Origin of the sequence: Cobetia sp. QF-1 (assembly GCF_002213105.1) — a bacterium.
Taxonomy (GTDB): Bacteria; Pseudomonadota; Gammaproteobacteria; order Pseudomonadales; family Halomonadaceae; genus Cobetia; species Cobetia crustatorum.
On the sequence record NZ_NBVS01000009.1, the window covers coordinates 77,709 to 102,518 of the forward strand.

The following is a 24,810-nucleotide window of genomic DNA, read 5'->3' on the forward strand; positions in this document are numbered from 1 at the left end:
CGCCACTCACGACAACCGAGCCATTCACGACAACAGAGCCACTCACGACAACAACGACAAGAGAGCCTTTCCATGACGACCATGCTCAAGACCTCCCTCGCCAGTCTGCTTCTCCTTGCGCCAATGAGCGCCGCACACGCTGCCACCGTGCTCAAGCTGGCCCACGCGGCCCCGACCACCGATACCCAGCAACAGGCGGCCGAGCGCTTCGCCGAGCTGGTCAAGGAAGGCACGGATGGAGAGATCACCGTCAACATCTTCGGCAATGGCGTCCTCGGCGGTGATCAGCAGATGATCGCCGGCGTGCGCAGCGGCACCATCGATATCGAGCTGTCCGGCAACCCCAACTTCGCGGGCCTGCAGCCGGCGCTCGGCGCCTTCGATCTGCCCTACATCTTCCCGGACCGCAAGACGGCCTATCAGGTGCTGGACGGCAAGGTCGGCGACGATGCCCTGGCACTGCTCAAGCAGGACAACCTCAAGGGCCTGGCCTTCTGGGAGGTGGGCTTTCGCGCGATGACCAACTCCAAGCATCCGATCAAGACACCGGCGGATGTCGATGGCCTCGTCATGCGCACCAACTCCAACAAGTCACTGATCGAGGCCTTCTCCCTGCTCGGCGCGAACCCGGTACCGATGCCGCTGGGTGAGCTCTATACCGCGATGGAGACCGGCACGGTCGATGCGCAGGACCACCCGATCAGCATCGTCTGGTCGGCAGGCTTCTACGAAGTGCAGGACTACCTGTCACTGACCAATCAGGCCTACACCTCGCTGTTGATGGTGATGAACGACGACACCTTCGAGAGCCTGTCACCGGCATATCAGCAGGTGCTGGTGAGCGCAGCACGCCAAGCCGGTGATTATCAGCGTGAACTGAACGCGAAGAACGAACAGAAGATTCTCACTGAACTGGCCGCCAAGGGCATGAAGATCGAGACCGACGTCGATACCGCCGCCTTCCAGAAAGTCGTGCTACCCACTTGGGACAGCTATATCGCCGCCAATGGCCGTGACTGGATCGATGCCATCCAGGGCGCCAGTCAGGCCAGTGCCGATGTCGTTACCAACGCCCAGCCGCAAGGCACGCAGAAGACCACGGCCGCCGTGACTCAGTAACGCCTGAACGGTTGCTCGTTTTATCTATCACCCCAGCGAGGGCACAGGCCCTTGATAACCAGAGCCTGATAACCAGGCCCTCGCTGATTGGAGAAATGTCATGTCCCGAGATGTTCTGCTGCTCAACCAGAAATGCGCGCATACGCTGAGCCTTTACGATGCCACCAGCGGCGAGGAACTCAACCACCTGCGCCTGCCGGACTACCCGCATGAGTTCGTAGTGGATTCCTCCGGCCGCTACGCCTTCGTGGGCCACTACGGCATCCTCGGCGCCGACTGCATCGGCGATCAGGGCGGCTGCTCGGTGTTCGTGATCGATCTTGAGACCTTCACGCTGGTCAACACGCTCAGCACCTGGCCGTACTACCGCATCCATGGGCTGGGCATCGATGATCAAGATCGTCTGTACGCGATGAGCGAAGGTCATAACACTCTGCTGCTGTTCAATACGCCCCTGACACAGTCCACACCGGATCTGGCCGTCTCCTCCGGTGGCTACAAGACTCACCTGTTCGCGCTCACCAAGGCAGGCGACTGGGCCTACGGCATCAACCTGCTCAGCAACACCATCACCAAGTTCAAGCCGCACGATGCCACCTTCACCCCCCTCGCGATGATTCCGGGCCGCAAACCCGAGGGCAACAGCCTCTCTGCCGATGGACGCACTCTGTTCATCAGCAACCGTGATGACGACAGCATCGTGGCGGTGGATACCGAATCGATGACGGTTCGCGCCTCGGCAATCACCGGTCGTGACCCCAATCGCATCTACCGAGACCCCAAGGGTCGCTTGATCACCACCAACTACGGCGAAAGCTCACTGTCTCTCTTCGATGAAGCGCTGGCGCCTCTGGGTACGATCCAGCTCGAGGCCATTCCGATCGCCATGAGTTTCCATCCGGGTGGTGAGCAGGCCTTCGTCTCGCTCAAGGGGGATCGCATCGCGGTGCTGGATCTGGAGAGCGGTCAGGTACGCCGCAGTTTCGCCACCCGCGCCGAGCCGGATGTGTCGTGCCTGCTCTGAGCCGACGCCACTACCGACCGGCCCGACCCTGTTCCTGTTCCTGTTCCTGTTCCTGTTTTCCACGACGCGAGCCTGCCATGACGGATAACGCAAAGCACACCAACCGGCACGAGTCTTCGCCAGTCTCTGGGGGGAAAGACGCGTCATCGAGCGCACAGCCGCTGATCGATGCGCACCATCATCTCTGGGCGCTGGATGGTCAGGTGGCGTATCCCTGGTTGGAAGACTCGCCGGTGGAGAACTTCTTTCTCGGCGACTATGCCGCGATTCGCCAGCCCTTTCGGGTCGCGGATCTCAAGCGCCTGATCCCCGCAGGCTGTCGCCTGGCAGGCAGCGTGCACTGTGAAGCAGAGGCGTCACGTCCCCAGGCTGAGAAAGAGACGCGCTGGATTGCCGAGCAAGCAGCCATTCATGGCCTGCCCAGCGCACATGTTGGCTGGGCCGCCTTTGGCACTGACGAGTGCGCCGCACAGCTCGACACTCAAAGTGAGTCAGCGCTATTCAGGGGCGTTCGCGCCAAGCCCGTCACCGCCGCCACACCCCAGACCCGCCAGTCGGTAACGGGCACTCGCGACAGTCTGCAGGACCCACGCTGGTGCGAGGGACTGGCGCTGCTTCAGGAGCGTGGTCTGAGCTGGGACCTGCGCGTGCCCGCCTGGCACCTCGAGGAGGCGGCCACGACGCTTCAGGACTACCCCGGCTTGCGCGTCATTCTCAATCACAGCGGCCTGCCGTGGGATCGCACGCCGGAAGGCCTCGCCCAATGGCGCGCAGGCATGCGGGCGCTTTCTGAGAACCCGAATGTCGCCGTCAAGCTCTCGGAACTGGGCACGCCCTGGCATGCCTGGGATACCAGCGCCAATCACGAGCTGCTCTGCGAGGTACTGGACATCTTCGGCAGCCGTCGTTGCCTGTTCGCCAGCAACTTCCCGGTCTCCGGCCTCAAGGTCAGCTATGGCGACTGGCTATCACTGGTGACCGGTGCCATTGCGCAGACGGCGTTTCACGACCAACGCCAGATCGCGTTCGACCAGGTTCTGCACGACAACGCCATTCACTGGTATCGGCTGCCGATTGCCGCTATCACCCTCGATGCCGCTATCACCCACGATGCCAGACCCACCCAACATGCCAGACAGGAGGCACCATGACACTCAACGGCCATCAGCTCATCGGGCAACGCAGCTTTGCCGCCAAGGGCGAGGCGATCCACGCCATCAACCCGGCCACCGGAGAGCGCCTGGCGCCCGGCTACCCGGGGGCCAATGCAGGGGATGTGGAAGACGCCTGCCGACTGGCCGGACAGGCCTTTGATGCCTATCGCGCCACGACGCCCGAAGAAAGAGCCATCTTCCTCGAGACCATCGCCGAGGAGATCGAGGCACTCGGCGAGACCCTGACCCAGCGCGGAATGCAGGAGACCGGCCTGCCTGAGGCACGCCTTAATGGTGAACGCGGTCGCACCTGCGGACAGCTCAAGCTGTTCGCCAAGGTGCTGCGTCGCGGTGAGTGGCAGGATGTGCGCGTCGATCCTGCGCTGCCGGAGCGCACTCCCCTGCCGCGTGCCGATCTGCGCCAGCGTCAGATCCCGCTTGGCCCGGTCGCCGTCTTCGGTGCCAGCAACTTCCCATTGGCCTTCTCGGTGGCCGGCGGCGATACCGCCTCCGCACTGGCTGCAGGCTGTCCGGTCGTGGTCAAGGGACACTCCGCCCACCCGGGCACCTCGGAACTGGTCGGTCAGGCCGTCGCTCGCGCTGCCAGGCGTTGTCAGATGCCGGAAGGCGTCTTCTCGTTGCTGTTCGGCCCGGGCAATGAGGTCGGTCAGGCACTGGTCAAGCATCCCGAGATCCAGGCGGTCGGCTTTACCGGCTCGCGCAGTGGTGGCACCGCCCTGCTGACGCTCGCCCAGTCGCGTCCGCAGCCGATCCCCGTCTATGCCGAGATGAGCAGCATCAATCCGGTCATCCTGATGCCGGCTGCCCTGGAAGCCCGCGCCGAATTGCTGGGTGAGGCCTTCGTCGGCTCGCTCAACATGGGCGCCGGGCAGTTCTGCACCAACCCGGGCCTGGTGCTGGCAGTGAAAGGGGCAGCGCTGGAACGCTTCAAGCAGGCTGCCATCCCTGCCATCCAGGCAAGCCCGGTACAGACCATGCTGACACCCGGCATCCACAAGGCCTATGCCCAAGGCGTCGCGAGCCTGTCCGAACAGCCAGGTATCACCTGTCTGGCCAGCGGTGAAAGCGACTCCCCCATCGCCAGCCCGTGTCAGACACAGCTGTTCAGCACCCAGGCGAGTGACTTTCTTGCCAATGAGGCCATGCAGGCAGAAGTCTTCGGCTCAAGTTCGCTGATCGTCGAATGCGAGGATCTCGATCAGCTCAAGCAGGTCTGCAGTGCACTCGAAGGCCAGCTGACCGCCACGCTGCATCTCGATAAAGCAGATCACACCGCGGCCTGCCACTTACTACCAGTGCTGGAGCGTCGTGCAGGCCGCATCCTCGTCAATGGCTGGCCGACAGGGGTCGAAGTCTGTGACGCCATGGTGCACGGCGGCCCCTGGCCCGCCACCTCCGACAGCCGCACCACCTCGGTCGGCACCGCCGCCATTCACCGCTTCCTGCGTCCGGTCTGCTATCAGGACCTGCCGGACGTCCTGCTCCCGCCGGAGCTCAAGCATGCGCCAGCAGAAGGCATCAGCCGCTTGGTGGATGGGGAGCGGGAAGCTTGATATGTCGCCAATTTCTCGGTCGATAGAACCTCATATTGAGTGGGTAACTGGCTTCAATATGATGGATTCCTGTCAAATTCTGGCCTGACCAAAAGAGCCGCCTCAAGGGCGGCTCTTTCATGTCGAGACCAGTACATCATCTCAACCATGACGAGTATCTCGACTTCGTGGACAGCATGGCACCAGGAATATCTGCCGGAATGGCAAAGCCTGAGAAAAACGAAGTGTTGGAAATGCTACTGATCCGGGAGATGTCTTCTGAACCTTGGCGCGAAGCATCAATCGTCCTGTCTACCCCTGTGAGACATGAACAAGCCTGCTACAGGGAGACAAGGGGCAAGCCTCTATAAATCTGCGCATGAAAGTATTATTGGACGGGATGCTCTATCTGGATATGGTGTAAAGGTTGAACACCTCTCAACCCTAATAATAACCATGAGAAAAATCCCGATGAAAAGTCCAAACAACAACGGGGAAAAACCGGTCGATAGACGACGTTTCCTGAAATATGCCGGTGCTGGTGCAGCGGTATTGATGCTTCCTTTTGAATTACGCATGGCGCTCGCATCTGGAACACCCCCAGGCAAGGACTCAGTGCTCGTAGTCATCGACGTCCAGAATTGCTTCTTGCCGGGCGGTTCACTGCCAGTATCCGAAGGCGATCAAATCATTCCCATCATCAATATGCTGGGCAAGAAATTTGAAAATTTCATCTTTACCCAAGACTGGCATACACCTGGTCATGCCTCCTTCGCTTCCAGTCATGAAGGAAAATCACCATTCGATACGATTGAATTACCCTACGGCAAGCAGATGCTGTGGCCCGATCACTGTGTTCAGGGTACGAAGGATGCCCAGTTGGCTGATGGGCTGGATATCTCCCATGCACAGTTGATCATTCGCAAGGGATATCACGATGAAGTCGATAGCTACTCGACCTTTGTTGAGGCGGATGGAACAACAAAGACGGGGTTGACTGGCTATCTCAAGGAACGCGGCTTGCGCAATATCTTTGTCTGCGGACTGGCCACGGATTTCTGTGTTAGCTGGTCGGCCCAACATGCTGCATCCGAAGGCTTTACCGTCTCGGTCATAGAGGATGCCTGCAAGGGTATCGACCTGGATGGGTCAATGACTGGGGCCTGGCAAGCAATGAAGGAGGCTGGAGTAGAGCGCATCACGTCCAATGACATCAGTTGACATCACCATTTGGAACCCCAGCCATGCTGGCCTGATGAGGTCATGAAGTACTGACCGATAAAGTAGAAGGTTTGATTCGCCAGGTAATGGATGCTTGAAGCCGGGAAACATCTGACCCAGCTTCAAGCATCTTTTGTATCAAGCGACTATCCGCCCCCCCCTATCGAGGAGGATTCCGATCAATCATTCTCATATCCTCCAACATGTCGCGAGGATAATGCCTCGTAACAATCCTATTCCCGTTTGGCCAGCTAGGGCCATGTGCACTTCATGCACCTCTTCACTCTGATAACAGGAGCCTGATAGCAAGAGCCTGCTCACGAGGTGGCAAAGGAAATCAGCCATAGAAGTGATGCACCAAGCTCATGGGAATCGCCGGCACGTAGGTGACCAGCATCAACACCAGGAAGAGCACGAAGATCATCGGTAGATTGACCTTGGTGGTTTCCCACATGTCCGTTCTGGCAATGGAGCAGGAGGTTGCCAGTACCGAGGCGACGGGTGGTGTCTGCTGACCGATGGCCAGATTGAGCGTGAGAATCAGACCGAAGTGGATGGGGTCGATCCCGATCTGCTGGATCAGCGGCATCACGATCGGGACCACCAGAATGATGGCCGCTGCACCGTGCAGGAACATGCCAAGCAACAGCAGCAGGATATTGAGCAACGCCAGCACCGCCACCGGGTCCGTGGTCAGTGAGGTGATTTCCTGCGCCAGTTGCTGCGGCAGCTGCATCTCGGTCAGAAAGAGCCCCAAGACGGCTGAGGTCGCGACCAACAGCATGACGACGGACGTCTGGATCACGCCATCGATCACCGCCCGATACAGCACCTGCAGATTCAACTCGCGATAGACCAGCCCCCCGATGACCAGCGCCGCCAGCACGGCGATGCCCGCCCCTTCCGTGGCGGTCACGAAGCCGCCGAAGATTCCGCCCAGGATGATGACCGGCAACGTCAGCGCCCAGAAGGCTTCCCGGAATGCCTTGCCAAGCGCCGACAGCGAGAAGGCAGCTTCACGCGGCATGTCGTACTTGCGGGCATAGTAGTAGCAGAGCACTGCCAGGCCGAATCCCCCCAACAGGCCCGGAATGATTCCCGCCACGAACAGTTTGACGATGGAGGTATCCGCGATGGCGCCATACAGGATCATCGACAGCGACGGCGGAATGATGATGGCCAGTGATGCCGATGAGGAAGTGATCGCTGCCGAGAATTCCGGCGTGTAATTGCGTTTCTTCATTTCAGGGATCAGCACGGAACCGGTCGCCGCCACATCCGCGACAGCAGAACCGGAAATCTCGGCAAAGAACAGCGAGACCCCGACATTGACCATCGCCAACCCACCACGCACGAACCCCACCATCGCCGTGACCAGATTGATCAAGCGCATGGATATGCCGGAGGTATTCATCAGCGCACCGGCGAGGATGAACAGCGGAATCGCGATCAGCGGGAACTTGGTCGCGCCATTGAAGAGCGTCAGCGGCACGTTCACCAGCGCGTCCACGCCCATGAAGATCACCACCCCCACGACCCCCACCGTGCCGATGGCAACCGCGATGGGAACGTTGATCAGCACCAGTGCGAACAGGGCCGCGATAATGATCAGTAGCGTCATGAGCGGTGCTCCTTGAGGTCTTCCTCGGCCAGGCGGATGGCTTCCGCGATCTCTTCCTCTTCACTGTTGACGCCCTCACACATCTTGCGCCATGCCTGTGGCATGCTCAGAAGCTCGCAGAGGATGAACAGTACTGCGCTAAGAGGAATCACCGATTGGGTGACGTTCAGGCCAATACTCGGCAACGCGATCAAAGAGTCCCAGGCGAGGACGTCCAATACTCTATATCCGAACCAGCCGACCGTGACGAAGAACCCGATGACGATTAGCTCAGAGATAACGAAAAGCACACTGCGCAGAGCAACAGGCGACTTGGCTATCAAGCCGGGAAAGCCCATATGCGAACGCTTCAAGGCCGCGAGACAAGCGCCATAGAAGCTGAGCCATGCCAGATTGATCGAGGCGACCTCGTCATACCACGGCAAGGAGCCACCGAAGGTACGCAAGGCCACTGCCGCCAGCACGATCACCGTCAGCGACAACAGCAGGCCGACGGTAAATACCTCAAGGCAGCGTTCTACCACACGGTTGATCCTGTCCAGCACTGTCAAGTCAGCCTTGGCCGTCAGCCCTTCCCCACTCTCGGTGGGGAAGGCTGCCTTGGCCGCATGGGAATGCGAGCTCATGAATTACTCCTCAGCCAAGGCCATGGCGCGATCGACCAGCGCCTGGCCTCCATCAACCTTGGAGGAGAACGCTTCATAGACCGATGTGCTCGCCTTGACGAAGGCATCCCGGTCCACCTCGTTGACGGCCATGCCACCCGCCTTGAGGCTTGCCAGCAGCTTGTCATCAAGCTCCGCACCCTTGGCGAAGGCCCAGCTCTGAGTCTCGGCGGAGACTTCGGCAATCGCTGCCTTCACGTCCCCGGGCATCTTGTTCCAGCCGGCCTGACTGCTGGTCAACCAGATGGGCGAATAGACATGATTGGAGAGTGACAGGTACTTCTGCACCTCCTGGAACTTGGCGCCATCGATGTTGGACAGCGGGTTCTCCTGACCATCGACGACCCCGGTCTGCAGCGCCACGAAGACTTCCGAGAAGGCCATCGGTGTCGGGTTGGCGCCCCAGGCGTTGAACATGCCGGTCCGCCATTCGCTCTGTGGGGTACGCAGCTTCAGCCCGTCCAGGTCTTCTGGCGCAACGATCGGATGCTCGTTGTTGGTGATCTGACGGAAGCCGTTCTCCCAGGTGGAGACCAGCTTGAGGCCCTTGGACTTGGCATCCTCGGCCAGATCCGTCATCACGATCTCGTCATCGATGCGCTTGAGGTGCTCGCGGTCCTTGACCATGAACGGCATGTCGAACAGGGCGAAGCTTGGTGACACGGACGACATCACCGAGGAAATCGCGGCCAGGTCGACCGTACCCAGGCGCAGCTTCTGGATCAGCTGGCGCTCATCCCCCAGCTGCCCACTGTGGTAGTACTCGACCTGATGCTCATCACCGAGCCGGGCTTGCAGGCTATCGGCGAAGTACTGCGCGGTCTGGCCCTGCAGACTGTTGGGACTTCCCCCGATGGCAAACACGATCTTCTCGGCATGCGCGGTCGTGGTACCCAAGGCGGCGGCTAACAGCGTGGCGGCAAGCATGACTCGCTTCATTGTCGAATCCCTTTGATTGTTATGATTATTGGCATGGACATATCTGGACCGCTCTCTACGAGTCTATTCCTGACTCGTCTGCTGAGGTGTTATTCGGCAAGCCTCTCACCCCCAAGTGGACTAGAAAGCAGACCAGATAGCACAGAACTTAGCGGCATAGCGCGTAAAAGGTCAAATTATCATCGCAATAACGAGACCTTTGTCTATAAAAATAGCCGTATTTCTACTCAATCCAACAGTATCTGGACTGCTCCGCAAACCATGCGCATGTTCTTGGCCTGATCAATCTGCAAGCATGAAAACGCCCCATAGGTTGATGCCTACGGGGCGTTTTCATGCTTGCACACTTGTCTCAACTCACTCGACGACGAGATCCAGGACTTTGCTCATGCCTTGATGCATATGCTCATCAATATGCGCGAGCATGTCCGAAAGCGATGATCCTGTCGCAAGTTCGACATAACGATCATGCGCCTCGCGCGAAGGCCCTGGCCGTTGATGGGCACGCTGATGCAGCACGAAATAGCACTGAAGATGAGGCAGTATCCGCTCCCAGTCCGCCAGCAGGAACTCATTGTCAGAAGCTTCGTGGCACCATCCATGCAGGTGGAGCTCAGCGATGATCGCGCCTTCACTGTCACGACGTCCGATGGCATCTTGAGTGGCCAGAGAATGCAGAAGGCCATTCTTTCCAGCCCCGCACGATAGGCATAGAGCTGTGCGAGGTGGGCGTGTCGAAATGCCTCACTCGCACGCCCTCGTAGGGTTTACTGACCAGAAGTCCGGCACTGAGAAGATGGCGCAGCGCCTCACGCACCGTCACATGTGAGGCGTTGCAAGAGTCGCATTGCCCTTGAGCCATTCAGCGACCTGCGTGAGTGAGAGCGCCGAGACATCTTGATGGGTCGCGAGATACGCCAGCCCGACCATCGTGTGCCTCGCCGCCTCGCTGTTTGCCTTGAGCAGCGTATCGGCACGGCTCTCGCGTCTGGCCTCCCGCACAGCCCCCGACGCACCTGATCCACGAAAGCGAGTCGAGTGAGCCTCTCAGACACTGACGGGATGCCGGAACGCCGAACGGCGAGACGACTACTTTTCTGTGTCAATCAGCAGCTTGCGCAATAGACGGGCAAGCTGCTCCTGCTCCTCACTGTCCAGCACACTCGCCAACTGATGCAGGTTCTCGACATGCCCCGCCAGGGCATCGTCGATCAGACGACGCCCTTCCTTCGTCAACACGACGCGATTGCTGCGCCGATCTTCATCACTGGCCTGTCGCTGCAACAGCCCTCGCTTCACCAACTGATCAATCCGCGTGCTCATGGCGCCAGAAGAGAGCATCAACGTCTGATACAGCTGAGTTGGCGTCAGCGGTTCTCGAGCACGTCGCAGCGTCGCCAGGATATCGAACTCGACAGCAGACAGGCCAAACCTCTCGAACACCTGTTCCATGGCTGGACTGAACAATCGACCAGCTCGGCGAAGACGTCCGAAAATGCCCATCGGCCGACAATCCAGGTCGGGGCGAGCCACCTCCCACTGCGCAAGAATACGATCCACACCATCCGTCATCATGTCTCTCCTGAATATCTTTTCAAAAAGATACTTTGATCTCTGGAGATTTGCGAGTACTGTAAATATATCTTTTAAGAAAGATACTTTCAGGAGAGACAGTCATGCCGCTCACCAACGCCAGGAGCCTGGCCATGACCGCCATGGCTCCGATCATATGGGGCAGCACCTATCTGGTGACGCAGACCCTGCTGCCCCCGGATACCCCCTTCACTGCAGCGGCCATCCGCGCCATCCCCGCTGGGATACTCATGCTTCTCTGGACTCGGCAGACCCTGACAGGTGGGTGGTGGTTGAAGGCCATGGTGCTCGGCACGCTCAATATCGGGCTGTTCTTCACTTGCCTGTTCGCCGCTGCCTACCGCATTCCCGGTAGCCTGGCCGCACTGCTGCTGGCCAGCCAGGCGGTGTGGGTACTGCTATTGAGCCGCTGGTGGCTAGGCACCGGCTTCAGCGTGACGGCAGTACTGCAATGTGGCTTCGGCGTGGGGGGTGTGGTGCTGCTGGTCACTCCCGGTCAGAACGGGCTGGACCCGGCGGGACTCGGATTTGCCCTGCTCGGCGCGCTCTCGATGGCAGCCGGCATCGTCTTGAGCAAACGCTGGGCACGTCCGCCCGACGTCAGCCAATTGAGCCTGACTGGTTGGCAACTGATGTTCGGCGGGCTCTTGCTGCTGCCCCTGGCTGGCTGGTCGGAAGGGATCCCCACCTCCCTCGATCCTCTTCATCTGCTTGGCTACGGATACCTGATCCTTCTGGGGGGCGTGCTCGGGTATGGGCTCTGGTTCGCCGGCATCCAGAAAATGTCCGCCTTCTCCGCCTCTCTGCTGGGGACCTTGAGTCCGCTGACCGCGACGGTATTGGGCTTCCTATGGATGGACGAGTCATTCGGACCGCTTCAATGGCTTGGCACCTTGTGCATTCTCACGGCCCTGACTCTCCCTCTCGGATTCTCACTCAAGCGACATGTCGCTCAACGCAGCCAACCTGCACCTACCCAATGACACTCCCAAGGAACTCACCATGAACTTGCACCTGATGATCATCGTCGCCAGTCAACGCCCAGAATCCGCCAGCCTGCGATGCGCACGATTCCTGGAGCGCCAGGCCCTTTCTAGCGGCTTTGCGGACTGTGACATTCTTGACCTTGGCAAGACACCACTCCCCTTGTGGGACACTGATCTGGACAGTCATGAAGGCCATTGGTCCGACATGCCGGACCTTCGACAACGGGTGCAGGCAGCCCATGCCGTGATTCTGGTCACTCCCGAGTGGCATGGCATGGCCACACCGGCGGCCAAGAACTTTCTCATGCTGTGCACCCAACATGAGCTGGGGCACAAGGCTGGATTGCTGGCAGGGGTATCTGCGGCAGACAACGGGGTGTATCCCATTGCCGAGCTGCGCATGAGCGGGACAAAGAACAATCACCTGTGCCTGATTCCGGAGCAGCTGATCTTTCGTCAGGTCGATAGCCTGATTGATGCTGATTCGTTGTGTCACGATGAACCGTTCGAGGCTCGGAGCCGCTACACCATGAGCCTGCTGGCCCACTATGCACGCGCCCTCACGCCGATAAGAGACTTGCCGGGCGTCCCCTCAAGGAGCTTTGCCTTCGGGATGTAATGCTCTGGCCAGCAGGGCTGGCGCTGACGTCTTCTCATCCACCATGACAACGCCCCACTGACCAATGATCAGTGGGGCGTTGTCATGGGGCGCGCGAGTCATCGGGCACTATCTGCCCATCACTCATTCCCAGGCGGGGAACGGGTCCGGCAAGTCACGCCAGGCTTCCTTGCCCGCCAGCAGCGTGGCGTCATCGAGCAGACAGTCGTCCAGCGCCTGGCGGATACGGGCTTCCTCCAGGTTCTGGCCGATGAACACCAGCTCCTGGCGCATGTCGCCGAAGGGCTCTTGCCATTTTTCCTGGATCGACGCCAGATACTCGGGGTCTTCGGGCCATTCGACCTTCGGTACCGCCTTCCAGAACATGCCGCCGAACCCGTAGTGGGCGATGCCACCGGCCTGGTTCCACTGCCCCGCGAACTGCGGGCGCGTGGCCAGCCAGAAGAAGCCCTTGGAGCGCAACAGCTTGCCACCGAACCAGTCACCGTGGAGCAGCTGGTAAAATTTCTCGGGATGGAACGGCACGCGCGAATGGTAGGAGAAGCTCGAGATGCCGTATTCCTCGGTCTCCGGCACGTGCTCGCCGCGCATCTCCTTCAGCCAGCCCGGTGCTTGCTGTGCACGATCGAAACTGAAGCGACCGGTATCCAGCACCTTGGAAAGCGGCACGGCGCCCTGAGCCATGGGCAGAATCTCGGCCTCCGGGTTGAGCGAGCGCAGCACGGCCGTCAGCTCATCCAGCTGGGTTGCCTCGATCATGTCCGTCTTGCTGATCAACAGCACATCGCAGAACTCGATCTGGTCAACCAGCAGGTCGGCGACATTGCGCTCATCGTCCTCGCCGAGGCTTTCCCCGGCGTCGGCCAGTGACTGCGCCTCGCGATACTGAGCAAGGAAGTTGGCGCCATCCACGACGGTGACCATGGTGTCGAGGCGCGCGACATCGGAGAGGCACTGGCCATCCTCATCCTCGAAGGTGAAGGTTTCCGCCACCGGCAGTGGCTCGGAAATGCCGGTGGACTCGATCACCAGGCAGTCGAAGCGCCCCTCCTCGGCCAGCCGGCGCACCTCGATGAGCAGGTCCTCGCGCAGCGTGCAGCAGATGCAGCCATTGCTCATCTCCACCAGCTGCTCCTCGGCGCGATTGAGCGCCACCTCGCTGCCTGTGCCGGGTGCGCCACGCACCATGGCGGCGTCGATATTGACCTCGCTCATGTCATTGACGATCACCGCGACTCGCCGCCCTTCGCGGTTGGCCAGGATGTGATTGAGCAGCGTCGTCTTGCCGGCGCCCAGAAAACCGGACAGCACAGTGACTGGCAGGGATTGTGGCAGGGGCCGCGACAGGGCTTGAGACGGGGATTGCGTTGGAGACACTCGTGGGGAAGTCATCAGGCGGTACCTCGATAGGATAGGGTCTTGGCCACGTCGTGCGCGCATGACGGCATCCTTGCCGGCGCAGGGTCAGGCCGAGGGTCAGGTGAGTGCCTGGACGTGGGGGACCGCTGGTTTCTCGATCATCAGATGCGACAAATGATACGTTATAACATAATCTTCCGTCAGCCATTTTCTGATGAACCGCTCCATCTTCTTGTCTCATCAGCACCAGAAAGAAAGAAAACGCCCCGCTGGCAAGCCAGCGGGGCGTTTCTCGTCGTGAGCAGAATGTCAGGTGACGATCAGACCGCCATCATCACGGCAGAGGCCATCACTGCCCCGCCTACCAGACGAGACGCGATGGTTGGCACGCTCATCAGGCGCTGACCCACTGCACGGCCCAGCAACGCCAGGGCCAGTGTCGCGACCACGAAGCCCGCCATGTAACCCATGGCACTGCCAGCCGCGGGCATTTCCAGCGCGTGGGCGAAGCCATGGAAGGCCATGAAGCCGGCCACCATGACGGCGCCAGCCAGAGTCGGCAGACGCAGCAGCAATGCCACCAGAGCACCGGACACCAGCACCGAGAGCAGGATGCCCTGCTCGGCGATCAGCGCATGCGGCGCCTGACCACCGCTGAGAAGCGCAATACCGGCCCCCGCCAGCATGCCGATGACCATCAGCAGCGGCGTGGCAAGCCTCAAGGCCCGTGACTGGCGCGCGCTCCAGATCCCGATGGCCAGCATGGCCAGCAGGTGATCCAGCCCGGTGAAGGGATGCGTCAAACCGGCCATCAGTCCCTGGGCATCATGGCCCGGATGTGCGGAGGCCGAGGTCGCCACCAGCAACAGTGCGGTGGCCAGCAGTGCGGAGTGAGAACGCTTCATGTGTCATTCCTGAACAAGATGGTGATGAATACCCCCGACACCCGTGGAGAGGCGAATGCCGAGAGATAATGAGCGACAGGCTAGCGGCAGAAACCGCTGCGCCGTCAGGCCTGTGCGGCCAGCTTTTCCGGGCGGCGCTCCGGCAGCATGCCGCGATCCAGAATGAAGGCGATGATCTCTTCCAGGCCGACGCCGTCATACAGGTTGGCGAACACGAAGGGCCGCTCGCCGCGCATCTTGCGCGAGTCACGGTCCATCACCTCAAGCGAGGCGTGCACCTGCTCGGCGATGTCGATCTTGTTGATGATCAGAAGGTCGGACTTGGTGATGCCCGGCCCGCCCTTGCGCGGAATCTTGTCGCCTGCCGAGACGTCGATCACATAGAGCGTGAGATCGGAAAGTTCGGGACTGAAGGTCGCGGACAGGTTGTCACCGCCGGATTCCACCAGCACCAGCTCCATGTTCGGATGACGCGCCTGGAGATCATCGATGGCCGCCAGATTCATCGAGGCGTCTTCGCGGATCGCGGTATGCGGACAGCCGCCGGTCTCGACGCCGAGAATACGGTCTGCCTCCAGTGCTTCATGACGCAGCAGGAAATCGGCATCTTCGCGGGTGTAGATGTCATTGGTGACCACCCCGATGTCGTAGTGATCGCGCAGGGCCAGACACAGCTGACGCAACAGCGCCGTCTTGCCGGAGCCAACGGGCCCACCCACTCCTACGCGTAGACAATGCTTCATGACAGCTTCCTTTCTCGTGAGATATCAGGCGTTCGTGTCGGTCGGTTCAGGCGCCGCCGCCTCAGGACAGGCGGCGTTTGCTCAACTCCTGAACAGACGGGAATATTGTGTTTCGTGCTGTGCGGAGGCGAGTGCCAGCCCCGGCAGTATCGGGCCAAGCGCTGCATCCGGGCGCTCAAGCGCCTGTGCGACGACCTCCACCACGCGGGGGCGCAGTTGCTCGGTCAGGCGCTGCGCGGCGGTATGCCCCAGCGGCATGGCCTTGCAGGCCACCGCCAGCTGGTTTTCCAGCCAGGCCCAGGCGAAGCCGATCAAGGTCTGGCGCAGTGGCACCCCGCGCTGGTGCGCTACCCAGGCGAACACCGTGACGTAGCCCGGTGTCTCGGGCATCAGCGCCGCTGGCGGTTCACGTTCGAGGCTTCTGAGCAGACGCAGCAGCGCCGCCCCGAGACGCGCGTCCTCATCGCTGAGTTCGGCAGTTTCGCGTGTCGCCTTGAGCCAGCCATCCCATTCGTTGAGCGCCGCCGCATCCTCCTCGGCCCATGCCTGCTGCAGGCGCACCAGCAACGGCAGTTCGCAACGGCCGAGCCCGTCTTCCAGCACGCCGTCGATCCACTCGCCAAGCTCCTGCTCCTGAGTGACCCACCCCAGTTCGAAGGCACTTTCCAGCCCCTGGGACCAGGCAAAGGCACCGATGGGCAAGGCCGGACTCACCAGCTGCAGGAGCCCCAGCAGTGCCAGGTCCTCCTGAGCCGGCAGGCCCGCCATGGCATCAGTGCTCATGCGTGTGCTCATGGGCGTGGCTGTGAGAATGACCGTGGCTGTGCTCATGCCCATGGGCAGGGTCGTGAGAATGACCATGATCGTGAGAATGAGCCCCCTGTCCCGCCTGGGCATAGGCGCCCGGCTCAGGATCAAAGGGCGCCTCGTGATGAGTGAGGGTCGCGCCAAGGCGCTCGGCCAGCGCTTCCAGCACGTGGTCCGGCGGGAAGCGCACCCAGCCGGTTTCGCCCTTGGCTTCAGCATCAGCGTCAGGCGTATGCATGCCGATCGCCAGCTGCACATGGCGATTGCCCAGGTGATAGCAGAGCGCCGCCATCGGACGCCCGGCGGCGATGTGGGCAGTCACTACCGGCTCATCCGCGGCGCGGATGCGGATCACCTCGCCCTCGCGCGAGGCCAGCCGATCGCCGTCACGCAGCACCGGTCCGCGATCCAGAAACAGGCCGACCTCGCGCCCGCCGTCCGTGGTGGCACGCAGCCGCCCGCGGATGCGCAGCTCCAGCGGCAGAGTCAAGGTATCCAGAGGCTCCGCCTCGGTGTGAGCGCTCGCTGGGTCGCCTGAGCCACTGGCGTCTGGCAGGCGATGTATCAGTTCCATCATGGCGTCAATCTCGAATAGGGAATCAGAACAGGCTCTTGAAACAGGCCCTCAGAACAGGTCTTCAGAACAGGTGATAGCGCTGGGCCAGGGGCAGCTCGGTGGCAGGCTCACAGGTCAGAAGTTCACCGTCGGCGAAGACTTCGTAGGTCTCGGGGTCGACCTTGAGCTCCGGGCAGGCATCGTTGAGTTTCATGTCACGCTTGCGCACCTGGCGTACGTCGCGACAGGCGGACAACGGGCTGTCGAGTCCGAGGGCCTCGCCGACACCGGCCTTGAGTGCCGCCTGAGAGACGAAGGTCAGGCGCGTGGCGCTGGCTGCCTTGCCGAAGGCGCCGAACATCGGGCGGTAATGCACTGGCTGTGGCGTGGGAATCGAGGCATTCGGGTCGCCCATCGGCGCGGCGGCGATCATGCCGCCCTTGAGAATGCAGGCCGGTTTGACGCCGAAGAACGCCGGTGACCACAGCACCAGATCCGCCAGCTTGCCGACCTCGATGGAGCCGACCTCATGGGCGATACCGTGGGTAATGGCCGAGTTGATGGTGTACTTGGCGATATAACGGCGGGCACGGAAGTTGTCGGTGCCGCGTTCGGCATCCTCCGCCAGCAGGCCGCGCTGCTCGCGCATCTTGTGCGCGGTCTGCCAGGTGCGGCAGATCACCTCGCCCACACGGCCCATCGCCTGGGAATCCGAGGACATCATCGAGATGACACCCAGATCATGCAGGATGTCCTCGGCGGCGATGGTCTCGCGGCGAATGCGCGAATCGGCGAAGGCCACATCCTCGGGGATGCTCGGGTCCAGGTGGTGGCAGACCATCAGCATGTCGAGATGCTCATCCACCGTGTTGACGGTGTAGGGACGCGTCGGGTTGGTGGAGGACGGCAGCACGTTGGGCCGCGAACAGGCGGTGATGATGTCCGGCGCATGGCCGCCACCGGCGCCTTCGGTGTGGAAGGTGTGGATGCAACGGTCCTTGAAGGCCGCCAGGGTATCCTCGACGAAGCCTGATTCATTCAGGGTGTCGGTATGGATCGCCACCTGCACGTCGTAGGCATCGGCGACTGTCAGACAGTTGTCGATGGAGGCCGGCGATGTGCCCCAGTCCTCGTGAAGCTTGAGGCCGATCACGCCGGCCTCGATCTGCTGCACCAGCCCCTCGGGCAACGAGGCATTGCCCTTGCCGAGCAAGCCGATGTTCATCGGCAGGCTGTCCACCGCCTGCAGCATCTTGCCGATATGCCAGGGCCCCGGCGTACAGGTGGTGGCATTGGTGCCGGTGGCCGGCCCCGTGCCACCGCCGAGCATGGTGGTGATGCCGCTCATCAGCGCCTCTTCCACCTGCTGTGGGCAGATGAAATGAATATGCGGGTCCACACCGCCGGCAGTCAGGATCTTGCCCTCACCGGCGATGATCTCGGTGCCCGGGCCGATCACGATATCCACGTCAGGCTGGGTGTCGGGATTGCCGGCCTTGCCGATGGCCGCGATGCGCCCGGCCTTGAGACCGACATCCGCCTTGACGATGCCCCACCAGTCCAGAATCAGCGCATTGGTGATCACGGTATCCATCACGCTCTCATCAGCGCGCTGACTCTGGCCCATGCCATCGCGAATCACCTTGCCACCGCCGAACTTCACCTCTTCGCCATAGTGGGTGAAGTCCTTTTCCACCTCGATCCACAGCGCCGTATCGCCCAGACGCACGCGGTCACCAGTGGTCGGGCCGTACATGTCGGCATAGGCCTGTCGCGTTATCTTCATGGGTTGCCTCTTGATCCCTGAGCCGCAGTCTCTGAATGAGCTCCAAGGTAAATGCCTGTCGGCGCCATTGCCTGACGCCTTGACGGAAAGGTTGTCACTCGCTCAGCGCTCGACACTGCCGTCATCCTTGAGCTGTCCCATCACCTCGCCACGGAAGCCATAGATATGGCGACTGCCGGCGAAGGGAATCAGCGTGACGTCACGCGTCTGTCCGGGCTCGAAGCGAATCGCCGTGCCCGCGGCGATGTCCAGGCGCTGTCCGAGGGCGGCCTCGCGATCGAACACCAGCGCCGGGTTGGCCTCGGCAAAGTGATAGTGCGAGCCGATCTGGATCGGTCGGTCGCCGCGATTGCCGACCGAGAGCGTGGTGCGCAGGCGGTCCTCGCAGAGAGAGATCTCGCCGTCCGCCACCTGATATTCACCGGGAATCATCATTGCTCACCTCACACGATGGGGTTGTGAACGGTCACCAGCTTGGTGCCATCCGGGAAGGTCGCCTCGACCTGCACCTCGGGAATCATCTCGGCGATGCCTTCCATCACGTCATCACGGGTCAGCACCTCTGCCCCCCGCCCCATCAGCTCAGCCACACTCAATCCTTCGCGTGCGCCTTCCAGAATCTCGGCGCTGATCAACGCGATGGATTCCGGATAGTTGAGCTTGAGGCCCTTGGCCTTGCGGCGCTCGGCCAGCAGTGCTGCGGTAAACAGCAACAGCTTGTCCTTGTCTCTTGGCGTCAGTTCCATGTCGTGGCTCTTGTGGTTGTCATTGCGTGGGGGCTCTCGAGGTCAGGTCAGCCAGATACGTGGCACCTGTGCCTCGCGCCCGGTCATCAGCGGGCGCAGGATCTGCCATGCCTGCTGGCACAGCGCCCAGGCCTCGTTGCGTTCATGGCCGAGATAGCGCAGCAGCAGCACGCCCTCGCGGCGCGTCACCGCCCATCGCGGAGTGGCAGGCATCGCCTCGCGCAGAGCCTCGATGGCCGCCGCCTCATCTGCAAGCCCGACCGCCCACAGCGTGGCCTGGACACTGCAGCCGCCCTGCCCCCAGCGCCCCATGAAGCGCGGATGCAGCGGGTCCAGCGACTGGCGCTCGATCCACACTGGCTTGCCGTCACGCGCCAGGCGAAAGCGTTGTTCCAGATGGCCGCTGACGAAGGGCAGCTCACCGACGGGCCGGCCGAGTGCCAGCACTTCCCAGCCCAGACAACGGGCATTGCCCTCAAGCTCGAGGGTGGTGGTCTGCTCGCCGCGCGAGCCATTGAAGGCCAGCGTCTCCTGAGGCAGCCATTCCAGCGTGGCGCCGTTGGCGACCTTGAGATGCGTATGCTGGCCCCAGGCCACGCCGTTGCGATCCGCCTTGTAGAGCTTGGCCGCCGCCGGCGTGGTCAACAGCACCTGCGCGCCCTGCTCGACCTCTGCCGTGATATGCAGCGCATCACCACTGACCAGCCCGCCGGGAGGGTGCAGCAGATAGACATGGCAGCATCCGTGGCGGCCTTCCGGATAGAAAGGGCGCTGCACGCGCAGCGGGCCGTGATGACGACGACGCGTCAGTCGCGTGATGGGGCCTGCGCCATCGCGGGTGTCGGTCTCGAAGCGCAGCGCCAGCGAGGCCTGCCACTGACGCTGATCATCGAAGCGATGGCCGGACGCGACATCCGTCGCGCCGTCTGCGGAAATCATGCGCTGGATGGTCATACGGTCAGGTGCTGCTTGATCAGTTCATCGGACAGCGCCGCGATCTCGCCTTCGGCCACCCGCCGGCCGCGATCCATGATCACGAAGCGATCGGCGTACTTGCGCGCGAAGGGCAGCTTCTGCTCGACCAGCAGCACCGTCAGGCCGTCTTCCTTGATCAGGCGGCGGATGACCTCGCCTATCTGGGCGACGATATTGGGCTGGATGCCTTCGCCGGGCTCATCGAGGATCAGCAGGCGCGGTTCGATCACCAGCGCGCGGCCGATGGCGAGCTGTTGCTGCTGGCCGCCGGACAGGTCGCCCCCGCGCCGGTGGCGCATCTCCTTGAGCACGGGAAACAGCTCATAGATGCGCTCGGGAATCTGACGCAGACCATCACGGCGCACGGCGAGCCCGGTGCGCAGGTTCTCTTCCACCGTCATCATCGGGAAGATCTGACGTCCTTGGGGGACATAGCCGACGCCCAGGCGGGCGCGCTCCTCGAGCTTGCGACGTGTCAGATCAAGCGGCTCGTGGCCACTGGCATCGCCACTGCTGTTCTCACCACTACCGCCCTCGCCCTCGCCCTCGGCGCGATACAGCAGCTTGCCGTCACGGACGCTCTCCTCACCCATGATGCACTTCATCAAGGTGGTCTTGCCGACACCGTTGCGGCCCATCACGCAGGTGCATTGGCCGGCGGGAATCTCCAGCGTGAGATCCCACAGCGTATGACTCTCGCCGTAGAACTGATTGAGCGACTCGATGCTCAGCAGCGGCGCCACGTCATGGGTCGGCGATGCGTGGGGCATCGGGGTATCGGTCATCTGCGCTTGCGTCATCCGTCACTCTCTCCCAGGTAGACCTCGACGACCTTGGGGTCGCTCGATACCGCATCCATGCTGCCTTCCGCCAGTACCGAGCCCTGATGCAGCACCGTGACCTTGCGCGCGATGGAGCGCACGAAGCCCATATCATGCTCGACCACCACCACCGACTGACGTCCCGCCAGGCTGGTCAGCAGCTCCGCGGTGCGCTCCATCTCCTGCTCGGTCATGCCGGCCACCGGCTCATCGACCAGCAGCAGACGCGGTTTCTGCATCAACAGCATGCCGATCTCCAGCCACTGCTTCTGGCCGTGGGACAGGATGCCCGCCTCGCGCGCATGCCATTCCTTGAGATGAATCGTCTGCAGCACTTCCTCGATCCGATCCCGAGTCTCGCCGGTCATGCGCGCGGTCAGGGTCGGGAAGATGCGCTTGTCGGTGGCCATCGCGAGTTCGAGATTCTCGAACACGCTGAGCGCCTCGAAGACGGTGGGCTTCTGGAACTTGCGACCGATGCCCAGGGTGGCGATCTCGGGCTCACTCATGTGCAGCAGATCGTGGCGGCTGCCGAACCACACCGAGCCACTGTCGGGGCGCGTCTTGCCGGTGATGATGTCCATCATCGTGGTCTTGCCCGCGCCGTTGGGGCCGATGATGCAGCGCAGCTCGCCATCGTCGATGGTCAGATTGAGGTCGTTGATCGCCTTGAAGCCATCGAAGCTGACACTGACATCCTCCAGATAGAGGATCGGCCCATGAGTCACATCCACCGGCGAGACGCGCGGGGTCAGGAAGTCGAACACGCGATCCCGCGTCGCCATCTCTTTCAACAGGCTCATGCCGTGGCCTCCTGCTCGGTGGGACGAGTCGCGCTCGCCGGATCAATCTTCGCCTTGGACGACGAGCGCCTGCCCCAGCCACGCTGGACGAACAGGCCGGCGATGCCCTTGGGCAACAGCACGGTGACCAGCACGAACAGACCGCCGAGAGCGAACAGCCAGGCGTCCGGCATGATGCCGGTGAACACCGTCTTGGCGTAATTGACGATCAGCGCGCCCAGCACGGCGCCGTAGAGCGTCGCGCGGCCGCCGAGCGCCACCCACACCACCACCTCGATGGAGAACAGCGGCGAGAACTCGCCGGGATTGATGATGCCGACCTGCGGCACATACAGCGCTCCCGCCACTCCGGCCAGCATCGCCGAGACCACGAAGATGAACAGCTGGACACGTTCGACGCGATAGCCCAGAAAGCGCGTGCGTGCCTCGGCGTCGCGACAGGCGATGCTCACGCGCCCGAGCTTGGAGCCGACGATGCCGCGACACAGCAGATAACCGAGTCCCAGCGCCACACCACTGGCGATGAACAGCGCGACGCGCATGGCATCCGTGCGCAGATCGAAGCCCAGCATGTCCTTGAAGTCAGTCAGGCCGTTGTTGCCGCCAAAGCCCATCTCGTTGCGGAAGAACGCCAGCATCAAGGCGAAGGTCAGCGCCTGGGTAATGATGGAGAGATAGACACCGGTGACGCGGGAGCGGAAGGCCAGGAAGCCGAACACCAGCGCCAGCAGCCCCGGTGCCAGCAGCACCATCAGGAAGGCGAAGGCCGGCATGTCAAAGCCCTGCCAGAACCACGGCAGCTCCTGCCAGTTGAGGAAGACCATGAAGTCCGGCAGTTCCGGATTGCCATACACGCCGCGGTCGCCCACCTGGCGCATCAGGTACATGCCCATGGCGTAACCGCCCAGCGCGAAGAAGGCGCCGTGGCCCAGGCTGAGGATGCCCAGGTAGCCCCAGACGAGATCCACCGCCACCGCCAGCAGCGCATAGCACAGGTACTTGCCCAGCAAGGTGACGGTGAAGGTGCTGACATGCAGCGGATTACTCTCGGGCAGCAGCACATGCAGCAGCGTGACCGCGAGTACCGACAGTGTCAGGACTGCCAGGAATATCTGGGTGGAGCGCTCCGTGAAGGGGCGCGCCAGCCAGGAACGTGAATCAGGCATGGATCAACCCTCCGCGGCGCGGCCCTTCTGCGGGAAGAGTCCCCGCGGGCGCTTTTGAATGAACAGGATGATGAACACCAGCACCACGATCTTGGCCAGTACCGCGCCCGCCCAGGGCTCCAAGAACTGGTTGAGAAGCCCCAGTGACATGCCCGCCACCAGCGTGCCCCACAGATTGCCGACCCCACCGAACACCACCACCATGAAGGAATCGATGATGTAGTTCTGGCCCAGGTTCGGACCGACGTTGGTGATCTGCGAGAGCGCGACACCGGCGAGTCCGGCGACGCCGGAGCCCAGCGCGAAGGTCATGATGTCGACACGCGTCGCCTTGATGCCCATCGAGCGCGCCATGGCACGGTTCTGTGTCACCGCCCGCACCTCGAGCCCGAGACGGGTACGCCGCATGATCAGCATCAGGCTGGCGAACACGACCAGCGCGAAGCCGATGATGTAGAGACGGTTGAGCGTCAGTGACAGCGCCTCGTTGACCATCAGCGAGCCGCTCATCCATTCAGGCGTGACCACGATGCGATTCAAGGGCGAGATGGTGGTGCGCACCAGCTGCTGCAGGATCAGGCTGATGCCGAAGGTCGCCAGCAGCGTTTCCAGCGGACGTCCCTTGAGGTGCTGGATGACACTGCGCTCGATGATGACGCCGACTGCCGCCGCGACCAGGAAACCCGCAGGAATCGACAGCAACAGCGCCAGCCCAGGTTGGCCCGGCAGCAGTTGCTGCATGCCCCAGGTGGTATAGGCGCCGAGCATGATCAGTTCGCCATGCGCCATGTTGATCACGCCCATGACACCAAAGGTGATCGCCAGACCTATCGCCGCCAGCACCAGCACGGAACCCAGTGACAGGCCGAAGTACAGGGTCTCGAACCCGCGGTTGAGCTTGAGCTTCTGCTGGATACCTGCCAATGCCGAGGTGGCTGCCTCGGCCAGTTCAGGGTCATCACTGGCGGCGGCACCGTTGAGCGCCGCGATGGCCGCGCTGTTGAGACTTCCGGAGAGACGCTCCAGCGCGGCCATGTCGCCACGGGCCTCCAGCTGCTGGATCGCCAGTGCTTCTTCCAATGCCCCGCGAACGCTTTCATCCTTCTCGCGCTCGATCAGGAGGCCCAGCTTGTCCGTCATGGCGTCAGTGACACTGCCACGCAGTCCTCGTGCCGCCTGTAGACGAACCGACTCATTGTCGGAGGTGAGATCGATCATCGACAGCACACCATCGACATGACCGCGCAGGGAATTGTTGATGCGCAGCGTATCGATCTCGCGGCGCGAGATCTTGCCGGCGGAGTCGCCGCTCAGCGCATCGGAGACCGCCCAGTCACGCCCACGGTTGTTGTCGATGATCAGGAAACGCTCGCCGCTCTTGAGGCGAGCCAGCTTGCTTGAGGAGAAGGCTTCCAGCCAGCCACGCGCGCGCGTATCGCCGCTCACGGCGATCTCATCGATCACGGCCGGCTTGGCGGGATTGCGCGCCTCGGCAAGTCGATTCAGCAAGGTCTGGGCAGCGCTGTCAGACAGACGCGCTGACTGCCCAGTCGCGGATTCGGACTGGGCAGCGGCAAACAGGGGGAATGACAGAAGACAGATCAGCAGCATCCTCTGCCAGCACCAGCGAAACATCATTGCAACGGAGA

Annotated in this window: 24 protein-coding genes; 7 read left to right on the forward strand and 17 right to left on the reverse strand. The window is 61.9% G+C overall.

What is annotated here, in order from left to right; genetic code table 11:
- The first annotated feature begins 72 nt into the window (after nucleotides 1-72).
- The 5 genes from CFN46_RS14710 (at nucleotide 73) to CFN46_RS14730 (ending at nucleotide 6,071) form a co-directional block, all read left to right on the forward strand.
- Nucleotides 73-1,119 carry a DctP family TRAP transporter solute-binding subunit gene (locus tag CFN46_RS14710; protein ID WP_088743937.1) on the forward strand — a complete coding sequence of 349 codons (1,047 nt, stop codon included), beginning with the start codon at nucleotides 73-75 and terminating at the stop codon, nucleotides 1,117-1,119.
- Between the two features lie 100 nt (nucleotides 1,120-1,219).
- The gene (locus tag CFN46_RS14715; RefSeq protein ID WP_088743938.1) at nucleotides 1,220-2,143 is read left to right on the forward strand and encodes a YncE family protein; all 924 of its coding nucleotides are present in this window, start codon (nucleotides 1,220-1,222) and stop codon (nucleotides 2,141-2,143) included.
- Between the two features lie 77 nt (nucleotides 2,144-2,220).
- The gene (locus CFN46_RS14720; protein WP_088743939.1) at nucleotides 2,221-3,294 is read left to right on the forward strand and encodes an amidohydrolase; all 1,074 of its coding nucleotides are present in this window, start codon (nucleotides 2,221-2,223) and stop codon (nucleotides 3,292-3,294) included.
- Nucleotides 3,291-4,871 (forward strand): aldehyde dehydrogenase (NADP(+)), encoded by a 1,581-nt coding sequence (locus CFN46_RS14725; protein ID WP_088743940.1) that lies wholly within the window; start codon nucleotides 3,291-3,293, stop codon nucleotides 4,869-4,871. Before CFN46_RS14720 ends, CFN46_RS14725 begins: the two co-directional genes overlap by 4 nt.
- Before the next feature lie 306 nt (nucleotides 4,872-5,177).
- Entirely contained in the window at nucleotides 5,178-6,071 is an 894-nt protein-coding gene (locus CFN46_RS14730) for a nicotinamidase (protein WP_217897836.1), read from the forward strand.
- Between the two features lie 337 nt (nucleotides 6,072-6,408).
- On the opposite strand, the gene CFN46_RS14735 is transcribed toward CFN46_RS14730, so the two are convergent.
- The 4 genes from CFN46_RS14735 to CFN46_RS14760 all read right to left on the reverse strand — a co-directional run bounded on the left by CFN46_RS14735 (nucleotide 6,409) and on the right by CFN46_RS14760 (nucleotide 10,871).
- A complete protein-coding gene (locus CFN46_RS14735; protein ID WP_088743941.1) occupies nucleotides 6,409-7,692 on the reverse strand; it encodes a TRAP transporter large permease in 1,284 nt (427 codons plus the stop codon).
- Nucleotides 7,689-8,318 (reverse strand): TRAP transporter small permease, encoded by a 630-nt coding sequence (locus CFN46_RS14740; protein ID WP_088743942.1) that lies wholly within the window; start codon nucleotides 8,316-8,318, stop codon nucleotides 7,689-7,691. The genes CFN46_RS14735 and CFN46_RS14740 overlap by 4 nt, the downstream gene beginning before the upstream one ends.
- A gap of 3 nt (nucleotides 8,319-8,321) precedes the next feature.
- Nucleotides 8,322-9,296, reverse strand: coding sequence for a TRAP transporter substrate-binding protein (locus CFN46_RS14745; protein WP_088743943.1), 975 nt, complete (start codon nucleotides 9,294-9,296; stop codon nucleotides 8,322-8,324).
- Nucleotides 9,297-10,385: 1,089 nt separating this feature from the next.
- Nucleotides 10,386-10,871 (reverse strand): MarR family winged helix-turn-helix transcriptional regulator, encoded by a 486-nt coding sequence (locus CFN46_RS14760; RefSeq protein ID WP_088743946.1) that lies wholly within the window; start codon nucleotides 10,869-10,871, stop codon nucleotides 10,386-10,388.
- 101 nt (nucleotides 10,872-10,972) lie between these two features.
- Between CFN46_RS14760 and CFN46_RS14765 the strand changes: the two genes are divergently transcribed.
- Nucleotides 10,973-11,872 carry an EamA family transporter gene (locus tag CFN46_RS14765; RefSeq protein ID WP_088743947.1) on the forward strand — a complete coding sequence of 300 codons (900 nt, stop codon included), beginning with the start codon at nucleotides 10,973-10,975 and terminating at the stop codon, nucleotides 11,870-11,872.
- A gap of 19 nt (nucleotides 11,873-11,891) precedes the next feature.
- Nucleotides 11,892-12,494 carry an NADPH-dependent FMN reductase gene (locus CFN46_RS14770; protein ID WP_217897837.1) on the forward strand — a complete coding sequence of 201 codons (603 nt, stop codon included), beginning with the start codon at nucleotides 11,892-11,894 and terminating at the stop codon, nucleotides 12,492-12,494.
- A 123-nt stretch (nucleotides 12,495-12,617) separates the two neighbouring features.
- Here CFN46_RS14770 and zigA read toward each other — a convergent pair whose 3' ends face one another.
- From zigA to urtB, 13 genes are all read right to left on the reverse strand, one after another.
- Nucleotides 12,618-13,886, reverse strand: coding sequence for a zinc metallochaperone GTPase ZigA (gene zigA / locus CFN46_RS14775; protein ID WP_088743988.1), 1,269 nt, complete (start codon nucleotides 13,884-13,886; stop codon nucleotides 12,618-12,620).
- 287 nt (nucleotides 13,887-14,173) lie between these two features.
- Nucleotides 14,174-14,758: a HupE/UreJ family protein gene (locus CFN46_RS14780; protein ID WP_088743948.1), complete on the reverse strand. Its 585-nt coding sequence runs from the start codon at nucleotides 14,756-14,758 to the stop codon at nucleotides 14,174-14,176.
- 104 nt (nucleotides 14,759-14,862) lie between these two features.
- Nucleotides 14,863-15,501 carry an urease accessory protein UreG gene (gene ureG, locus CFN46_RS14785; protein WP_054556181.1) on the reverse strand — a complete coding sequence of 213 codons (639 nt, stop codon included), beginning with the start codon at nucleotides 15,499-15,501 and terminating at the stop codon, nucleotides 14,863-14,865.
- 81 nt (nucleotides 15,502-15,582) lie between these two features.
- Entirely contained in the window at nucleotides 15,583-16,284 is a 702-nt protein-coding gene (locus CFN46_RS14790; protein ID WP_088743949.1) for an urease accessory protein UreF, read from the reverse strand.
- A complete protein-coding gene (gene ureE, locus CFN46_RS14795; RefSeq protein WP_088743950.1) occupies nucleotides 16,274-16,885 on the reverse strand; it encodes an urease accessory protein UreE in 612 nt (203 codons plus the stop codon). Before ureE ends, CFN46_RS14790 begins: the two co-directional genes overlap by 11 nt.
- 61 nt (nucleotides 16,886-16,946) lie before the next feature.
- Nucleotides 16,947-18,650, reverse strand: coding sequence for an urease subunit alpha (ureC, locus tag CFN46_RS14800; RefSeq protein ID WP_088743951.1), 1,704 nt, complete (start codon nucleotides 18,648-18,650; stop codon nucleotides 16,947-16,949).
- 102 nt (nucleotides 18,651-18,752) lie between these two features.
- On the reverse strand, nucleotides 18,753-19,082 hold the full coding sequence (locus CFN46_RS17755; RefSeq protein ID WP_054556303.1) for an urease subunit beta: 330 nt from the start codon (nucleotides 19,080-19,082) through the stop codon (nucleotides 18,753-18,755).
- A gap of 11 nt (nucleotides 19,083-19,093) precedes the next feature.
- Nucleotides 19,094-19,396, reverse strand: coding sequence for an urease subunit gamma (gene ureA / locus CFN46_RS14810; protein ID WP_024952521.1), 303 nt, complete (start codon nucleotides 19,394-19,396; stop codon nucleotides 19,094-19,096).
- A gap of 42 nt (nucleotides 19,397-19,438) precedes the next feature.
- The gene (locus CFN46_RS14815) at nucleotides 19,439-20,335 is read right to left on the reverse strand and encodes an urease accessory protein UreD (protein ID WP_088743989.1); all 897 of its coding nucleotides are present in this window, start codon (nucleotides 20,333-20,335) and stop codon (nucleotides 19,439-19,441) included.
- Between the two features lie 11 nt (nucleotides 20,336-20,346).
- Nucleotides 20,347-21,105, reverse strand: coding sequence for an ABC transporter ATP-binding protein (locus CFN46_RS14820; RefSeq protein WP_088743990.1), 759 nt, complete (start codon nucleotides 21,103-21,105; stop codon nucleotides 20,347-20,349).
- A 62-nt stretch (nucleotides 21,106-21,167) separates the two neighbouring features.
- Nucleotides 21,168-21,995, reverse strand: coding sequence for an urea ABC transporter ATP-binding protein UrtD (urtD, locus tag CFN46_RS14825; protein WP_088743952.1), 828 nt, complete (start codon nucleotides 21,993-21,995; stop codon nucleotides 21,168-21,170).
- A complete protein-coding gene (gene urtC / locus CFN46_RS14830) occupies nucleotides 21,992-23,161 on the reverse strand; it encodes an urea ABC transporter permease subunit UrtC (RefSeq protein WP_088743953.1) in 1,170 nt (389 codons plus the stop codon). Before urtC ends, urtD begins: the two co-directional genes overlap by 4 nt.
- A 3-nt stretch (nucleotides 23,162-23,164) precedes the next feature.
- Nucleotides 23,165-24,772, reverse strand: coding sequence for an urea ABC transporter permease subunit UrtB (gene urtB / locus CFN46_RS14835; RefSeq protein ID WP_088743991.1), 1,608 nt, complete (start codon nucleotides 24,770-24,772; stop codon nucleotides 23,165-23,167).
- Nucleotides 24,773-24,810: the final 38 nt, after the last annotated feature.

Excerpts from the sequence above, each read along its gene's own strand:
- CFN46_RS14710 (WP_088743937.1), top strand. The coding sequence starts at position 73 with ATGACGACCATGCTCAAGACCTCCCTCGCCAGTCTGCTTCTCCTTGCG.
- CFN46_RS14715 (WP_088743938.1), top strand. The coding sequence starts at position 1,220 with ATGTCCCGAGATGTTCTGCTGCTCAACCAGAAATGCGCGCATACGCTG.
- CFN46_RS14720 (WP_088743939.1), top strand. The coding sequence starts at position 2,221 with ATGACGGATAACGCAAAGCACACCAACCGGCACGAGTCTTCGCCAGTC.
- CFN46_RS14725 (WP_088743940.1), top strand. The coding sequence starts at position 3,291 with ATGACACTCAACGGCCATCAGCTCATCGGGCAACGCAGCTTTGCCGCC.
- CFN46_RS14730 (WP_217897836.1), top strand. The coding sequence starts at position 5,178 with ATGAACAAGCCTGCTACAGGGAGACAAGGGGCAAGCCTCTATAAATCT.
- CFN46_RS14735 (WP_088743941.1), bottom strand. The coding sequence starts at position 7,692 with ATGACGCTACTGATCATTATCGCGGCCCTGTTCGCACTGGTGCTGATC.
- CFN46_RS14740 (WP_088743942.1), bottom strand. The coding sequence starts at position 8,318 with ATGAGCTCGCATTCCCATGCGGCCAAGGCAGCCTTCCCCACCGAGAGT.
- CFN46_RS14745 (WP_088743943.1), bottom strand. The coding sequence starts at position 9,296 with ATGAAGCGAGTCATGCTTGCCGCCACGCTGTTAGCCGCCGCCTTGGGT.
- CFN46_RS14760 (WP_088743946.1), bottom strand. The coding sequence starts at position 10,871 with ATGATGACGGATGGTGTGGATCGTATTCTTGCGCAGTGGGAGGTGGCT.
- CFN46_RS14765 (WP_088743947.1), top strand. The coding sequence starts at position 10,973 with ATGCCGCTCACCAACGCCAGGAGCCTGGCCATGACCGCCATGGCTCCG.
- CFN46_RS14770 (WP_217897837.1), top strand. The coding sequence starts at position 11,892 with ATGAACTTGCACCTGATGATCATCGTCGCCAGTCAACGCCCAGAATCC.
- zigA (WP_088743988.1), bottom strand. The coding sequence starts at position 13,886 with ATGACTTCCCCACGAGTGTCTCCAACGCAATCCCCGTCTCAAGCCCTG.
- CFN46_RS14780 (WP_088743948.1), bottom strand. The coding sequence starts at position 14,758 with ATGAAGCGTTCTCACTCCGCACTGCTGGCCACCGCACTGTTGCTGGTG.
- ureG (WP_054556181.1), bottom strand. The coding sequence starts at position 15,501 with ATGAAGCATTGTCTACGCGTAGGAGTGGGTGGGCCCGTTGGCTCCGGC.
- CFN46_RS14790 (WP_088743949.1), bottom strand. The coding sequence starts at position 16,284 with ATGAGCACTGATGCCATGGCGGGCCTGCCGGCTCAGGAGGACCTGGCA.
- ureE (WP_088743950.1), bottom strand. The coding sequence starts at position 16,885 with ATGATGGAACTGATACATCGCCTGCCAGACGCCAGTGGCTCAGGCGAC.
- ureC (WP_088743951.1), bottom strand. The coding sequence starts at position 18,650 with ATGAAGATAACGCGACAGGCCTATGCCGACATGTACGGCCCGACCACT.
- CFN46_RS17755 (WP_054556303.1), bottom strand. The coding sequence starts at position 19,082 with ATGATTCCCGGTGAATATCAGGTGGCGGACGGCGAGATCTCTCTCTGC.
- ureA (WP_024952521.1), bottom strand. The coding sequence starts at position 19,396 with ATGGAACTGACGCCAAGAGACAAGGACAAGCTGTTGCTGTTTACCGCA.
- CFN46_RS14815 (WP_088743989.1), bottom strand. The coding sequence starts at position 20,335 with ATGATTTCCGCAGACGGCGCGACGGATGTCGCGTCCGGCCATCGCTTC.
- urtD (WP_088743952.1), bottom strand. The coding sequence starts at position 21,995 with ATGAGCCTGTTGAAAGAGATGGCGACGCGGGATCGCGTGTTCGACTTC.
- urtC (WP_088743953.1), bottom strand. The coding sequence starts at position 23,161 with ATGCCTGATTCACGTTCCTGGCTGGCGCGCCCCTTCACGGAGCGCTCC.
- urtB (WP_088743991.1), bottom strand. The coding sequence starts at position 24,772 with ATGCTGCTGATCTGTCTTCTGTCATTCCCCCTGTTTGCCGCTGCCCAG.